At 33.4% G+C, this 15,875-nt stretch carries 9 protein-coding genes; 1 reads left to right on the top strand and 8 read right to left on the bottom strand.

Going from position 1 to position 15,875, the window contains the following annotated elements; translation table 11 throughout:
- Positions 1 to 539 precede the first annotated feature (539 nt).
- The gene (locus EMN46_RS14875) at positions 540 to 3,794 is read left to right on the top strand and encodes a S41 family peptidase (protein ID WP_154201610.1); all 3,255 of its coding nucleotides are present in this window, start codon (positions 540 to 542) and stop codon (positions 3,792 to 3,794) included.
- A gap of 323 nt (positions 3,795 to 4,117) precedes the next feature.
- Here the strand turns inward: EMN46_RS14875 and EMN46_RS14870 are convergent, their stop codons facing one another.
- The 8 genes from EMN46_RS14870 to mfd form a co-directional block, all read right to left on the bottom strand.
- The gene (locus EMN46_RS14870; RefSeq protein WP_154201609.1) at positions 4,118 to 4,696 is read right to left on the bottom strand and encodes an alkylphosphonate utilization protein; all 579 of its coding nucleotides are present in this window, start codon (positions 4,694 to 4,696) and stop codon (positions 4,118 to 4,120) included.
- Between the two features lie 378 nt (positions 4,697 to 5,074).
- The gene (locus EMN46_RS14865; RefSeq protein ID WP_154201608.1) at positions 5,075 to 7,198 is read right to left on the bottom strand and encodes a SurA N-terminal domain-containing protein; all 2,124 of its coding nucleotides are present in this window, start codon (positions 7,196 to 7,198) and stop codon (positions 5,075 to 5,077) included.
- Positions 7,199 to 7,449: 251 nt separating this feature from the next.
- Positions 7,450 to 8,709, bottom strand: coding sequence for a hemolysin family protein (locus EMN46_RS14860; protein WP_154201607.1), 1,260 nt, complete (start codon positions 8,707 to 8,709; stop codon positions 7,450 to 7,452).
- Complete coding sequence (locus EMN46_RS14855; protein WP_154201606.1) at positions 8,709 to 8,915, bottom strand: hypothetical protein; 207 nt, start codon at positions 8,913 to 8,915, stop codon at positions 8,709 to 8,711. The genes EMN46_RS14860 and EMN46_RS14855 overlap by 1 nt, the downstream gene beginning before the upstream one ends.
- 157 nt (positions 8,916 to 9,072) lie before the next feature.
- The gene (lptC, locus tag EMN46_RS14850; protein WP_154201605.1) at positions 9,073 to 9,654 is read right to left on the bottom strand and encodes an LPS export ABC transporter periplasmic protein LptC; all 582 of its coding nucleotides are present in this window, start codon (positions 9,652 to 9,654) and stop codon (positions 9,073 to 9,075) included.
- Positions 9,655 to 9,716: 62 nt separating this feature from the next.
- Entirely contained in the window at positions 9,717 to 11,048 is a 1,332-nt protein-coding gene (locus tag EMN46_RS14845) for a lipopolysaccharide assembly protein LapB (protein WP_154201604.1), read from the bottom strand.
- A gap of 230 nt (positions 11,049 to 11,278) precedes the next feature.
- The gene (locus EMN46_RS14840) at positions 11,279 to 12,007 is read right to left on the bottom strand and encodes a type III pantothenate kinase (protein WP_195715282.1); all 729 of its coding nucleotides are present in this window, start codon (positions 12,005 to 12,007) and stop codon (positions 11,279 to 11,281) included.
- A 1-nt stretch (position 12,008) separates the two neighbouring features.
- Entirely contained in the window at positions 12,009 to 15,368 is a 3,360-nt protein-coding gene (gene mfd / locus EMN46_RS14835) for a transcription-repair coupling factor (protein WP_154201602.1), read from the bottom strand.
- Positions 15,369 to 15,875 lie beyond the last annotated feature (507 nt).

Raw genomic sequence — 15,875 nt, 5'->3', positions numbered from 1 at the left:
TAAGAACTTTAATTCTAAATCTACAAATCTTTTTTCGTTTATTTTTTAATTGTTTTTATCGGGTCACCCCAACGTTTTCAATACTTACAAACGATTCAAAGACCTTGCCTCTCTCTTAAAGCGAGTGCAAATATAGGGTTTTTATTTCCAACTTTCCTAATGCGAAGTGAAAGTTTTATGCAAAAAAAATACTAATGCACTAATAATCAAGACACACAACTATATAAAAAAGGAATAATTCTAATAAGAAATCATAACAAACAAAACTAAAATAGCACCCAATAAAGGATACATCCATAAATAAACTATGTTTATCGAATAATTTATTACTTCATTATATTTAAAATATACCTTGCATTTATTATTATCTAACAATTATGGAAACACACTTATATAGATAAACCAAAATTGCTTTTTATTTAGAATACGACATCGTAACAGTTATTTCACTATATTAATAATTTTGCTACGCTATAATTTCACTTTAATATATCAACTCACATATAGAATAGATCAAATTCATATAACTAAAACAGACCATGAATCTTAAAAAACTATTTATCGGAGCCATCCTATTACTAGCTACTACGAGTATATGGGCTCAAGCAAATCCGCTATGGATGCGATACCCAAGTATCTCTCCCAATGGAAAAACTATTGTATTCAATTATATGGGCGACATATATAAGGTGAATACCAAAGGTGGTGAAGCAATAAGATTAACCACAAATTCTGCCTACGACTATAATGCTATTTGGTCGCCAGATGGCACAACGCTTGCTTTTGCATCGGACCGTAATGGGAATTTCGATATTTATTTGATGTCGGCTGATGGAGGAACTCCAAAACGACTTACGACAAATTCAGCAAAAGAAATACCAAGTTCATTTACGCCAGATGGAAAATCAATCCTATTTATGGCAGCACTTGCTGATACTTATAAAAATGCTATGTTCCCTAAGAGTTATCTTACCGAACTTTATTCCGTATCGGTAGATGGTGGACGTGAAACTCAAATAATAACCACACCAGCTGAAGATGCTCGTTACAATAAAGAGATGACTCAGCTTATATATACAGATAAAAAAGCTGGTGAGAATGCATGGAGAAAACATCACACTTCATCGGTAACTCGTGATATTAAAATTTTTGATATCGCAAGTGGCAAACATAGCTTTTTAACCAGCTATAAAGGTGAAGATCGTCAACCCGTATATAATGAGGATGAATCTTCTATCTATTACCTAAGTGAAAAGTCAGGTTCTTTCAATATTTGGAAGATGGATGCAAAAAATCCACAGCAAAAAACTCAAATAACAAAGTTTGAAGACAATCCTGTTCGATTCCTATCGGTAAGTGATAACAATACACTGTGTTATGGTTTTCGAGGAGAAATATATACACAAACAGCAACTGGTACATCTGAAAAAGTAAATATTAATATTAAAACAGATCATACGGCTTACCAAAACACTTTTGTTTCAAAATCATCGGGCGCAAGCGAAATGTCGGTATCACCTGATGGGAAGGAAATAGCATTTATAGTAAGAGGTGAAGTCTATGTAACATCGGTAGATTTTTCAACAACGAAACAAATTACAAATACGCCTGAACAAGAACGAAGTGTTAGCTTTAGTCCTGACGGAAAAAGTTTAGTTTATGCAAGTGAGCGTAATGGAAGCTGGAATTTATACCGTACAAAAATCAAAAATAAAGAAGAGATTGACTTTACACATTCTACTTTATTGGTTGAAGACGAAATACTAGCCAATTCGGAGGAAACATTCCGTCCTGTATATTCTCCTGATGGAAAAGAAATTGCATACTTAGCCAATAGAGCTGAACTGCAAGTTATTAATCTGAAAAGTAAAAAAACAAGAACGATACTAGAAGGCAAGTGGAACTATTCATATACCGATAGCGATTTATATTTTGAATGGTCGCCAGACGGAAAATGGTTTTTGATGGATTATAATGCCAAAACTCGTTGGCCAAACTCTGATATCGGTTTGATAGATGCCCAAGGTAATGGCAACATAACAGACTTAACCAATTCTGGCTATATCGACGGAAATGCAAAATGGATAATGGGTGGAAAAGCTATGATTTGGACATCCGACCGTTTTGGTATGCGTAATCAGGCAAGTTGGGGATCACAAAACGATGTATTTGCTATGTTCTTTACTCAAGATGCTTTTGATAAATTCAATATGAGCAAGGAAGAAGCCGAACTTCAAGATGCTCTTGACAAAGAAAATAAGAAAGAGGAAGCTGATAAAGAGGATGAGAAGAAGGATAAAAAAAATAAGAAAGACAAAGAAAAAATTGAAGATCTTAAAATAGATACCAATGATTGTGAAGATAGAATTACCCGCTTAACCATTAACTCATCAAACTTAGCTGATGCAGTAATGACTCCCAAAGGAGACAAACTGTATTATTTAAGCAAGTTTGAAAAAGGTTACGATCTTTGGATGCATGATTTTAAGAATGAAGAAACAAAAAAAGTTCTTAAACTATCAGGTTATAGCTCGGATATGAGCATCACTAAAGATGGAAAATATATCTTTTTACGTTCAGGAAGTCGATTTATTCGTATTGCTACAGCTAACAATAAGCGTAAAAATATCAGCTATAAAGCTGAAATGAATTTGAATGAAGATGCCGAACGTGAATATCTATTTGAACATGTATGGAGACAAACAAAAGATAAGTTCTACCGTGCAGATATGAATGGGGTTGATTGGGATGCTTACAAAGTAGAATACAAACGCTTTTTACCATATATTAATAATTCATATGATTTTGCTGAGCTACTAAGTGAACTATTAGGTGAGCTAAATGCTTCACATACAGGATCGGGAGCTAGAGTTAGACATGCAAATGCCGACGCAACTGCTGTATTAGGTGTTTTCTTCGACAATAATTATCAAGGTAATGGATTACGAATTGCAGAGATTGTAGACAAATCACCACTTAAAAAAGCTAAATCGAAAGCAACAATAGCTTGTATTCTTGAGAAAATAGATGGCGTTGAAATTACAAAAGGAATGGACTACTACCCTCTCTTAAATCATAAGAAAGGTAAAAACACATTACTAAGTTTTTACAATCCTACAAACAAAGAACGTTGGGATGAAGTAATTAAACCAATCTCGAGGAGTAATTTCGATAATCTGCTGTATGAAAGATGGGTGAAACAGCGTAGAGCTGAAACCGAAAAACTTTCCAATGGTAGAATCGGTTATGTCCACATTAAAGGAATGAATGATGATAGTTTTAGAACTGTCTATTCTGAAGTAATGGGACGTTACAATAATATGGAAGCAATAGTTGTAGATACACGATACAATGGTGGTGGACATATGCACGAAGATATCGAAGTCCTTTTTAGTGGGAAAAAATATCTAACTCAGTTGCCACGCGGACAAAAAATTGGTGAACAACCACGTAAGAGATGGAAAAAACCATCAATCATGCTAATAAGCGAAGGCAACTACTCCAATGCTCATGGAACACCTTGGGTATATAAAACAATGGGACTAGGAAAACTTGTTGGAGCTCCAGTTGCAGGAACCATGACCTCAGTATGGTGGGAAACACTGATGAATGGAAATATGTACTTTGGAATTCCACAAATTGGTTATGTCGATTCTGAAGGTGATTTTCTAGAGAACAAACAACTCGAACCAGACTACAAGGTTCTTTACGATTATGATGTTGTTAGTCAAGGAGTGGATCAACAACTTAAAAAAGCAGTAGAAGTACTTCTTGAAGAACTAGATCAAAAATAGACACGATATTAATTCTTATATCAAAAGCCGCAAACTGATTATGTTTGCGGCTTTTATTTTGGTGTAGTTGTACCAAAATATGTACCCATGAATTCTTCTCTTATATTCAAAGCTTCAGAATTTCTAATAGCACATCAGTAATAATTCATTGAATTATAAATCACCAATATGTCTTATGAAAGAAACAGAATCAAATTTTACTACAAATGTATTCTCAGCCAAAATCAGGTGCTTTCCGCACTTCTATATAATACATGATGACAGAAAATTAAAAAGCGAGACAGTCTCCCATCTCGCTTTAAATATAATTACGCTAGTTAGGCTTAAGCCTTCTTCACATATTGTGTTAAAATAACAATCATCTGACCGCTTACTCGACCTTCGATAAACTCTGCATTATCGTAATCTAATGAGATATTACGAACATGTGTTCCACGTTTTGCAGTAAATCCACCACCTTTTACATTAAGATCTTTAATCAGTACAACAGAATCTCCAGATTGAAGAACCACTCCATTAACATCCTTGTGTATTACTTTATCTTCTTCAGCCACATCTTCACCAGTTGCTTTTGCCCAAGCCATTGTTTCTTCATCCAAATAAAGCATATCAAGCAAATCTTGAGGCCATCCTTCATCCTTTAGTCTGTTGAGCATACGCCAAGCCATTACTTGCACAGCAGGTACTTCACTCCACATACTATCATTCAAACATCTCCAATGGTTCGCATCTACCTTTTCAGAATCTTCTAGCTGTCCAGAACAAGTAGAACATAGCAATAAACATTTATCAGTACCCTCTTTGGCTGCTGGTGGCACTTCATATACACCTAAATTATCAATAGCTCCACAAAGTTCGCAAACCGAACCACTTCTTGCTTGTAATTCCTTTAAAACACTCATATTTTATTGTAATTTAATTTTATAATTTTCTGAATTCTATCGTATAAATTCATCATTAACTGCTCAACAATTGGCTTGGTCTTATCTATCTCCACATTACCAATATAAGCAAGATTAAACTCACCAATTTGTTCTAGCAAATAAAGGCACTAATAATATTCATACAATCTATTAAATTCATCTTAAGATAAGTCTTTATTTGAACAAACCCTAACCACAAAAATAATAGAAAAATAAACGTAACAAACCTATCGCATTTCTCGCTTCAGCATAATAGATTCTAAAAATACACGATAAAAAAAAGAGCGAGACAGTTTCCTATCTCGCTCTATATGATTTAGACGTAAAGAGTAATAACTCTCAATGTCATTTTTTCTATTAATAGAACATGTAACGCTTATCATCAATATTTGCGTTCTTACGAAGAACTTGCATTGATTGATAATTTGAACGGTACTGGAAATTCTGATTCATACGAATTTTGAAAGTATTGATAGCATCATCAGTTATCGCATCTTCTTTCACTTCATTTACACGAATCATATACACACCTTGGTTTCCTTTAATAGGAGCTGAAATCTTACCTTTTTCAGTATTACTAGCATTAGCAATTACATTTGGTTCGATACCTGCACCAGGAATTTGGAATGACTGGAATGAAATATCAGCAGCAGTTTTAACTTCTAAATTTTCTTTTTGAGCTACAGACAATAATGACTGAGAACCTTTAGAATTTTTAGACATTGAAGCTATCATCATTTCAGCTTTTTTATTTTTACGAACTTCTCTCTCTACAGTAGCTTGAACATCATTTACAGAAGCGTATCCTTCTTCTTTAATATCCGAAAGAATAGCAACAACAAATTTATCACCAAACTCAAACACTGCAGAATTATCGTTATTCAAAAGAACAGATTCCATATTATCTGTTTTGTAAGCTATCTGAACTAATTCTCTTGAACTCTCAAGTCCAGGGATTAATTTAGTATCCTTCTTAAGATTTGCAACACGACGAGTTAAACCTTGTTCTGAAATAGCTTTAAAGAAAGCTTTTCTTTCTTGGTTTTCACCAGCAAACTTACGAGCTGCTGCATAAGCCGCTTGGAAAGTTTTCTGGCTAGCTTCAACTTTACGATCAAGAACAGCAACTTGTACTTTCTTAACAGCTTTACTTAATGCTACAACTTGAATAAGATGTGCACCATATTGAGTAGTCACTAACTTAATTTCATTTTTCTTTGAAGAGAAAGCGGCATCGTTAAACGCAGGAACCATACGCCCTTGTGTAAACCAACCTAAATCACCACCATTAACAGCAGAACCTTGGTCAGCAGAATTAGCCTGAGCTACTTCAGCAAAATCAGCACCTTTTTCAATTAATTGTTTTAAACTGTCAGCCTTAGCTTCAGCAGCTTTAAAATCACCATTAACAGGACTAATTAGAATATGACGAGCTTTAACTGAATCTGCCATCATTTTAATGTCAGAAATCTTAGCTAATTTATAAGCATCATTTTCGTCGTAAGGTCCAAAAACATCACCTTTTTTACCAGAAAACATAAAAGCATCAAGATCTTTATTTGAGTTCTCATCCTTTGCAAAGTAATAAGTATTGAATTTTGTATCTGAATTTAACTCTACAAATTGTACAACATTTTCTTCTGCAATAAAATCATCTTTCAAATCAGAGATCCATTTCTTAGTATATGCGAAATCTTCAGTAGATGGTGTTATATTAAAAGGCACGTAGTCTATTTTTCTAGACTCACTTTGTTGAAACGACTCTTTATTTTCGTTGTAATAAGCCTTAATTTCTTCAGCTGTTACAGTTATAGTTGAATCAGAAATTGAGTTATAGTTTTTCACTACATAATCAAAACTAACTTTCTTAGAACCATTACCTGCCATATTTTTGGCATATGGAGTAGGAATATAAAGTCCTTTAGCAATTAATGTATTATACTTAGTTAATGTTCTTTGAGCAATTAACTGCTCTTCAATATTTAACCAATATTCTTTTTGAGGTGTTCCGTCTGGAGCAGAGATCAATTGCTTAAGCGTTTCAACAACGTTTTCTTTATCAAATTGGCCATCTTTACCTGTAAAAAGCTGACGAATAGTTGGATCAATATTATTACCTTGAACCATATCAAACAACTCTTGAGATGTTAAGCTAATTCCTAACTCATCGTACTCACGATTCATTACAATTTCTTGAACCATTTGTTGCCAAACTTGCTCTCTAATTTTATCCGATTGTTCTGAAGAAACTGAATTCTGACCACTCATCATTTTGGCCACTTCAAGATTGTGGTTGAATCTGTTCTGAAAATCACGAATATTTACAGACTCCCCTGCAATTTCAGCCATTTCATTTCGTGAATCTGTTAAAAGAGAACCACCTGATTTCAATGCGTCACCAGCTATAAATGCCAATAAGGCTCCACCAATTATAATTCCTATAAAAACCCCGCGGTTTCTTATTTTCTGTAATGCTGCCATCTAAAAAGATTTAATTATTCTTAAAATAGGGTACGAATGTACGAAAAAATGAACAAGAAAATGCTTTTATACTAAGAGCTTTTAAGCTTTTTATCGATAAATATCAATTCAATTAAATATTATCAAATAAGAAGGAAGAGTTAAACTCGTTTTACACTAAAAAGGAACAAGGCTATTTCGTCTTTAAAGAAGCATAATAACCTTATAAACATGTAAAAAAAGAAGTTTACTTTAGCAGTAAAGATTCTATCTTAAGAGACGATAGAAAGTTTAACCTTATCAATACGTGTACTTGAAACTTCAATAATTTGAATTCGGAAATCATCTATTTGAATAACTTCATTAATATTAGGAATGCTTTCGTGATTAAAAATAATAAAGCCATTCAGGGTCTCAAAATCATCTGATTCTGGAAAACCAAGCTTGTATTTTTCATTAAGATGATCAATCTCAATCCTACCAGAAAAAATAAATTCTGTTTCGCTCAACTGTTCTTCAATCAAATCAATATTATCATGCTCATCTTCAATCTCACCAAAAATTTCCTCCATAATATCCTCAATGGTAAGCATACCCGATGTTCCTCCAAACTCATCAACCACAACTGCAACACTTTTTCGTTCACGGGTAAACAAATTCAGAAGTTTATGAGCAGCCATTGTTTCAGGAACAATAATAACACGACTTAATGCAGCTTTTATACTTTGAGGATTTCTAAATAATACTGAAGAATGCACATAACCAATAATATTATCAATTGATTCCTTATAAATCATGATTCGAGAATAACCCGTTTCAATAAAACGCTGCGTTAAGTCTTCTATTTCGCCTCCTATTTCCATCGCTTCAATTTCGGTTCTAGGAACATAACATTCACGCAACTTCACATTCGAAAAATCCAATGCATTTCTAAAAAGTTTCATATTATGTTCTTCCTCATCCAAAACAGATTGCCCTTCTTGCCCTTCTTGAACCAAATGATCTAAATCAACTTTACCAAAGGCATGCGACTCTTGTATATCTGAAATATTAGTATTTAATACTCGACTAATAATATTTTTTGAGAACATCATAGTTAAAACAGTGATTGGATAGAAAATCACATAAAAAAACATGACTGGTATGGCAAGCAGATTTAATGAAGAATTGGGATTTAATCTAAAGAGAGTTTTAGGTAAAAACTCTGCTGTAAAAAGAATCAATAGCGTTGAGAAGAATGTTTGAATAGTCATAATCAACAAAGCAGAATCAACCCATAAAGCAATAATAGGCTCAAGAATTTTAGCCATCATAATACCATAAACAACCAAAGCAATATTATTACCAACCAACATTGTGGAAATATAGTGTCCTGGGTGATTATTGAAGATATTAACAATTCGAGAGGTCACCGTATTCTTATTCTTATCAAGCTCCATTCTCAATTTATTGGCAGCCACAAAAGCGATTTCCATTCCTGAGAAAAATGCTGAAAGAATCAGCATGGCAATAATAATAAAGAGTTCGTTCATTATTGTTTATCTTGATTTATACCTTCTCTTGTTTTTCTCAAATATCGTCGTGAGCCATACATTAAACAGGCAAGCAATGCAATAACATACAACATGATATTTTCCTTGAAACCAAGGCTAAAGGTTCTAAGTATAGCAAACGAAACACTAAAAATGGCTACAAGTAACCAGATAATTTCTAAAAGGTAAGGTAATTTCTGTTTCATCTTTTAATTTATGCTTTATGATATACATTTATCAAGCAAACAAAAGTACATCTAAAGATGGAGATTTTGATTCAAAATAAAAATCTATAGGCAAAAAAAATTACCTACATATAATAATGCAAGTAATTCTCTATGCTTTTATGTTTTAATTAAACGTTTAGTTTTTCATGTTTTTGTCTTCGAGATAAACCTCACCAGAAACCTGACTCAAAGAGATTCTATCCAAGCCATCATCAGCAGTAAAGCTATTGCCTTCTAACATTTGACCATCTTTCTCTGTAATTCGAACATACTGGTCTGAATAGATCTTGCTCTTAGATTGATCCCAATACATAAGTTCGGAACTTATCGTTTTTCCATCATCACTAACAGCAACAACATCATTTCGAAGCTCCCATAATTTATCTTTTACAAAATTCTTGGCATAATTACATCTAATTGTCCATGCTTGCGAACCATCTTTGTTGTAATAAATGAGGTTCCCTCCTTTAGTGAATTCATTATACTCTTCCTCTTCAGTCTTAACTTGCCTAAATTCAATGGCATACGCTTTATATTGAATTCGAGTTGAATCGGTGAAAACGAACTCTACTTTTTCACCATAAACTTCAGGATGAGATTCTTGAGCTGTTACACTCTCAACATCTTTAATATTGTTTTCACAAGACAAAAGCATTGTCACCCCTATTAGGGCAACAATGCTTTTATATATAAATTCAATTTGAATCGTTTTATTCATGTGTTTATTATTTCATGATTTGCCACATGAAAGTAGTCATTTCTTGACTCATTACGAATAGATTATTGGTTAAATCTAACTGTAGTTGTTTCGTTAATCCAAGAACCCACTTTATAAGAATCACCTTCTTTAAGGCTTTGCATAAATCCTTCTTCTTTGCCTAAGAAATATTTAGACCAAGTAGCAATTTGTTTTCTAGCTTCAACAGCACACTCTGGATCTACACTTTTAGCTTTCATAAACTCATCAACTGCTGCCCAATATACAGCATGTTTTTCGAATTGTTTACCTGGAAAGTCTTTAGAAAAACCAGCATACATTTTACCTACTAAAATGTAAGGTTGTCCCCAGTTAGGTTTTAAAGCACTAGCTGCACGACAATTTTTTCTAGCGTCAACTAATTTACCATCCAAATAAAGAATAGAAGCTAGTTTGTAATAAAGATCAGCCTTAACCTCTGGGTCTTTCTCTAAATCAATTGATTCTTGAATATACACCTTACTCTTAGAAAATTGTTTTTTCTTGATAAACATTCTTGCAAGATCGTGTGCAGCATCAGCACTAGGCTCAAGCTTATATTTTTGCTCAGCAACCTTAGCATATAAAGCACCATCTTCACACTCCTGACGGTTCAACATCTTCATAATCTTGTTGATCAAAACCATATCATCAGGATTAGCTTCAAACTTAGGTGTAAAAATACTACTCAAAGTTTCACAATCAGCAACACCTGCAGCAAAGAAATCGTTCTCTACATTAATAATAGCACCTTTAACATTGGTAGCTTTATTAGGGTATTTATCCATTCTAGCTTTCAAAAGATCCATAAAAGCCAAGTAATCATTAATTAACAACTCAGGATCTAATTGCTTAGCCATAACAAGCATTTTACCTGCTTCCATTGTTTTATTAACAACAGCTTCTTCAGAATCTACACCACGCATATCAATAGATTTCTTCATAATGGTATAGGCTTCTTTAACTTTAGCTATATCTCTCTTACCAAAAGCAAATAAGTCACCACCTTTACGTCCAAGAATCCATCCTGTAGGGTATTTTCTACTGGTTCCAAAATACTTGATTCTTTGATCGTAAACCATCATTAAAGTATCAACATATTTTTTATCCTTGGTAGCATAATACATCCCACGCATAATCTTCACACCATTAATGTATGTTGATCTTTGAAATTTAGGTGCATTATTGAAGATGTATCTCCAACTTGGAAGAGCCTCTTTATAATTCTTTTGTTTTACCATCTCCCCGTAAAGAGAAGCAGTCATAATTGTTTTTACACTATCCACCCCATACTTCGACTCCTTTGTCTGAGCATTTGCTCCAAACATGGTCGATATCGTAAGGACAGCACTTAGCATTATAAGTCTAATTTTCATGATTCTATATTTTATGTAATCTGATTAGTTACTGTTTCAACAAAAGATCTTAATCTTATTTAAATGTAATTAATCTCAAAGCAAAGCGTATACCATTTTTAATATCTATTAGTTAAAAAAACTTAACGATAGATATTGCATGTATTAACCTAGAGATATAAAAATTCTGACAGATGCAAAACTATAAATAAAATTACAAGCAGCAAAACCTTCATCAAAAATCTCGATATTTAAACATTATTATAATCAAGAATAGCATCTAAACCTACTAATAAGAGGTTATTACGATGAATAGCATTATGCTTTAATTTAGAATAAATAAAGCCAGAATCTCCTCCTGTAAGAAAGACATTTGTATTAGAATGAGTCTCATTCAACTTATTAATATAAGAATCGACTTCAAAAAGAATACTATTTTGAACACCCGAAATAATTGCTCCTTCGGTATTTTTCCCAATTAAACTGAAAGAATCGGACTGTTTAAGCAATGGTAATTTCTTTGTAAATGAGTTTAAAGCTTTAAATCTCATACTTAATCCAGGAGAAATTGTACCTCCAAGATATGCATTGGCAGCACTTACAAAATCGAATGTTATAGCCGTACCTGCATCAATTACCAATAAGTTGGTATTAGGACAAATAGAGTTCGCTCCTACACATGCTGCCAAACGATCGTACCCCAAAGTTTCTTTCGATTCATAAAGATTAACCAATGGAGTTGGGATATTCTGATCGAAAAAAATCAGTTTCTCGAATTTTGAATCTAGAAAATCTAGGAAATCAGTTGGTTTACCTTGAACCGAAGATAGTATAGCCGCATCAAGCCTTGGGTGTTTTAGCAACCAATTCTCAATTAAAGAAATATCCAAAATTTGAGACACACAAAACTCTAACATCTCTCCCTTTTGAAAAAGTGCATATTTAGTTTGTGTATTCCCTATGTCTATAATTAAATTCATGCTACAAAGATACAGGTTCGGAAAATTTTGCCAAAATCTCACTTGCATGCTTAATGCTTGTCACATTTTCGAAACTCAAACTTAACCTACGTCTAGCTTCTTTCATTTTACAAGGCAAAACTTGCGATTGCACAAAAGCTAATACTTTTGAAAACTGCTGAGATTGATAATAGGCCGATTGATGATCGTTCACAAAATAAAGAACCATTTTTTTCGATTTAAGAATCAACTTCTCTATTCCTAAATCAAGCGCAAACCATCTTAAACGAACCACATTAAGCAACTCAATAGATGAAGCTGGAATTTCACCAAATCGATCCTTAAGTTGCGTAACAAACACTTCAATTTCCTCTTCCTTTTGAATATTATCAAGTTCTCGATACAAACGAATTCGTTCTGAAATACTTTCAACATACGATTCGGGAAATAAAATCTCTAAATCAGTATCAATATGACAATCGGTGATAAAACGCTTAACTTCTACTTCCTCTTGTACTTTTTCATCAGCAAATACATCTTTAAACTCAGTCTCCTTAAGTTCTAAAATAGCTTCGTTTAAGATCCTTTGATAGGTTTCATAACCAATATCTGAAATAAAACCACTTTGCTCACCACCCAATAAATTACCCGCACCTCGAATATCTAGATCTTGCATGGCAATATTAAAACCGCTTCCAAGTTCCGAAAAACTCTCTATGGCATTCAATCGCTGACGCGCCTCCTGAGTCATAGAATCCATAGGTGGCGTTAATAAATAACAAAAGGCTTTTTTATTGGAACGCCCTACACGACCACGCAGCTGATGCAACTCACTTAAACCAAAATTCTGACCATTATTAATAATAATCGTATTAGCATTTGGAATATCGAGCCCCGATTCTATAATTGTTGTTGCAATTAAAACATCGTAATCGCCTCTTATAAACTCAAGCATTATTTTCTCAAGCTTAGGTCCATCCATTTGTCCATGAGCCACAACGGTTGAAATACCAGGCACAACACGGTGCAACATGGCTTCTACTTCGTGTATATTTTGAACTCTGTTGTGAATAAAGAAAACCTGACCATTTCTCTCAACTTCATAGGTTATCGCTTCACGAATAATATCTTCATCAAAATTATGAATCTCGGTAGCAATAGGATAACGGTTTGGCGGTGGCGTATTAATGATTGACAAATCTCGTGCACCCATCAACGAAAACTGTAGGGTACGAGGAATAGGTGTAGCTGTTAAAGTCAAAGTATCTACATTAACCTTCATTTGCTTCAACTTCTCTTTTACCGATACGCCAAATTTTTGTTCCTCATCAACAATTAGTAAACCCATATCCTTAAACTCGATATCCTTTCCAATTATTCGATGTGTTCCTATTAATATATCAATTTTACCTGCTTTCAAATCCTTTAGAATCAATTTCTGATCCTTAGGCTTACGCATTCTTGAAATATAATCAATACGACAAGGGAAATCTTTAAGCCGATCGGAAAAAGTTTTAAAATGTTGAAAAGCTAAAATAGTAGTTGGTACTAAAATGGCAACCTGTTTATCATCGGCTACAGCCTTAAATGCAGCACGTATCGCAATCTCGGTTTTACCAAATCCCACATCGCCACAAACCAATCTATCCATTGGAAAATGAGATTCCATGCCCTCTTTTACCGACTTGGTTGCCTTTACTTGATCGGGTGTATCTTCGTATATGAAAGATGCCTCGAGCTCTTGTTGCATAAAACTATCGGGACTAAATTGAAATCCTCGCTCAGCTTTTCGTTTTGAATAAAGCAAAATAAGATCTTTGGCAATATCCTTAATCTTAGTTTTAGTCTTGTCTTTTAGTTTTTGCCAAGCTCCAGTTCCTAGTTTATATATTTTAGGTGTAGAACCATCTTTTCCCTTATACTTTGATATTTTGTGCAAGGAATGTAAACTCACAAAAAGAATGTCATCGTCCTTATAAACTAGACGAATAACTTCCTGCGATTTTCCATTTGTTTCTATGCGTTGTAAGCCTCCAAAACGACCAATACCATGATCGGAGTGCACGATAAAATCACCAGGATGAAGTCTATTTATTTCTTTTAGGGTTACTGTTTCTTTCGCTTTATGAACTGTTGCGTTCTTTAACTTAAACTTATGATGACGATCGAAAATTTGATGATCGGTATAACAAGCTATTCGTAAATCAGAATCAGAAAAACCTTGATGAAAAGTTCGATTTACATCGGTAAAAATAACATCTATTCCTTTATCATCGAAAATATTACGAATACGCTCAACCTGCTTAGGGTTATCAGAAAAAATATAGTTTTCAAAAGCCTTGGCATTATTATTCATCAATTCCTGGCCTAGAAGGTCGAAATTTTTATTGAAAGTAGGTTGCGGACTTTGGTTAAACTGAATAATATTTTCAGCTGGAAAATAAAATTTCTGTCCAAATTCCAGACCAGAAAAAGCACTAATTTGATCTATAAAATCGGGCCCTTGTATTAAGTATTCAGCAGCAGCTATTCTATTCTCGTCAAACTCAATATAGGCTTTTTTATCAGTCGTTTTCTCGAATATAGAATCGATTCGATCTGCAATAAAAGCAACATTTTTTACCCAACAAATAGTGTTTTTGTGTAAAAATTCAAAAAATGAAATTCTAGCTTCATCATTTATATTCTCCTGTATATTAGGAATAATATCTACCGAAGTTCTCTTCTCTTTCGATAATTGATTTTCAATATCGAACAAACGAATTGAATCTACTTCTTCACCAAAAAAGTCGATACGATAAGGATATTCATCTGAAAAAGAAAAAATATCGATAATTGAACCACGAATTGAATATTGACCAGGACCAATCACAAAATCAGCCCTCTCAAATTTATAATCAACCAATACCTCTTCGATAAATTCAGGAGATAACTTCTCGCCTACTTTTATCTTAAGCGTATTTTCTTCTAACTGAGCTTGACTAATCACTTTCTCGGCTATAGCCTCTGGAAAAGTGACAATATAACTTGGATTTTGATTTGTAAGCAATCGGTTTAAAACCTCAGCACGCAGTATAATATTTGATTTATCAGTCGTTTCATACTGTGCCGATCGTTTAAAAGATGAAGGAAAATACGAAACCTGTTTATCATCCAACAAAGTACAAAGATCATTATAGAAATAAGCAGCCTCTTCCTTATCATTCAAAATAAAAACTTGAGCTCTCTTATCATTAGGAAGAGAAGCAGCCAATACAGCCAAAGCCGAACCCTGCAAGCCTTTAATGTGAATCTTTGTTTGGGATTCCTTTTCTATGAATTTCTGAATACTATAACGAGCAGGATGCTCATTAAATAGTTTGATGATTTGATCTAATTCCAATTTCTCTCTTTTTTTGTAATGCCCACAAATTTAGGGAAATTGTTTGGGAATAGATAATTCAACGAAATTATCGAATATTAATTCATCGATAACTAAGGCTCACAAGAATAAAAAAGCATAATTATAATCAGTCCACCTCCAATACATATAATTCAAAAGAATCTAATTTAAATATTATAGCATAAATCATAAAAAACACACTTCTATTAAACCCCATTTCAACATCAAGAGTCATAACTTCCTCGTTTTCTTAGCGAGTGATTGGGAATTTCTGCTTGTCGTTTAAGAATAAATTAATTCATCGTTTCAACACGATTGTATTCGTTTATTTTCTTTGCCTTTAAAATTTAGATCAAGTAAAATTATTTTTTATTTAAACCTCCAAACCCCATTGTACACCTATGCACTAATGTTTCTTGTTAAAAAAACACAAGGATCGTTTCACGCTCATCTTTATTTATTACTTTCATATATTGATAGTATTTATGATTATCGATATATTTTTTA

Source organism: Ancylomarina sp. 16SWW S1-10-2 (assembly GCF_009669305.1).
In the GTDB taxonomy this organism is placed as follows: Bacteria; Bacteroidota; Bacteroidia; order Bacteroidales; family Marinifilaceae; genus Ancylomarina.
This window is presented reverse-complemented; position numbering and strand designations above follow the sequence as displayed.

What these genes read in the sequence shown, in the direction of transcription:
- lptC (WP_154201605.1), bottom strand. Translation starts at nt 9,654, where the DNA reads ATGAATAAAACGATTCAAATTGAATTTATATATAAAAGCATTGTTGCC.
- EMN46_RS14875 (WP_154201610.1), top strand. Translation starts at nt 540, where the DNA reads ATGAATCTTAAAAAACTATTTATCGGAGCCATCCTATTACTAGCTACT.
- EMN46_RS14870 (WP_154201609.1), bottom strand. Translation starts at nt 4,696, where the DNA reads ATGAGTGTTTTAAAGGAATTACAAGCAAGAAGTGGTTCGGTTTGCGAA.
- EMN46_RS14855 (WP_154201606.1), bottom strand. Translation starts at nt 8,915, where the DNA reads ATGAAACAGAAATTACCTTACCTTTTAGAAATTATCTGGTTACTTGTA.
- EMN46_RS14865 (WP_154201608.1), bottom strand. Translation starts at nt 7,198, where the DNA reads ATGGCAGCATTACAGAAAATAAGAAACCGCGGGGTTTTTATAGGAATT.
- EMN46_RS14840 (WP_195715282.1), bottom strand. Translation starts at nt 12,007, where the DNA reads ATGAATTTAATTATAGACATAGGGAATACACAAACTAAATATGCACTT.
- EMN46_RS14860 (WP_154201607.1), bottom strand. Translation starts at nt 8,709, where the DNA reads ATGAACGAACTCTTTATTATTATTGCCATGCTGATTCTTTCAGCATTT.
- EMN46_RS14845 (WP_154201604.1), bottom strand. Translation starts at nt 11,048, where the DNA reads ATGAAAATTAGACTTATAATGCTAAGTGCTGTCCTTACGATATCGACC.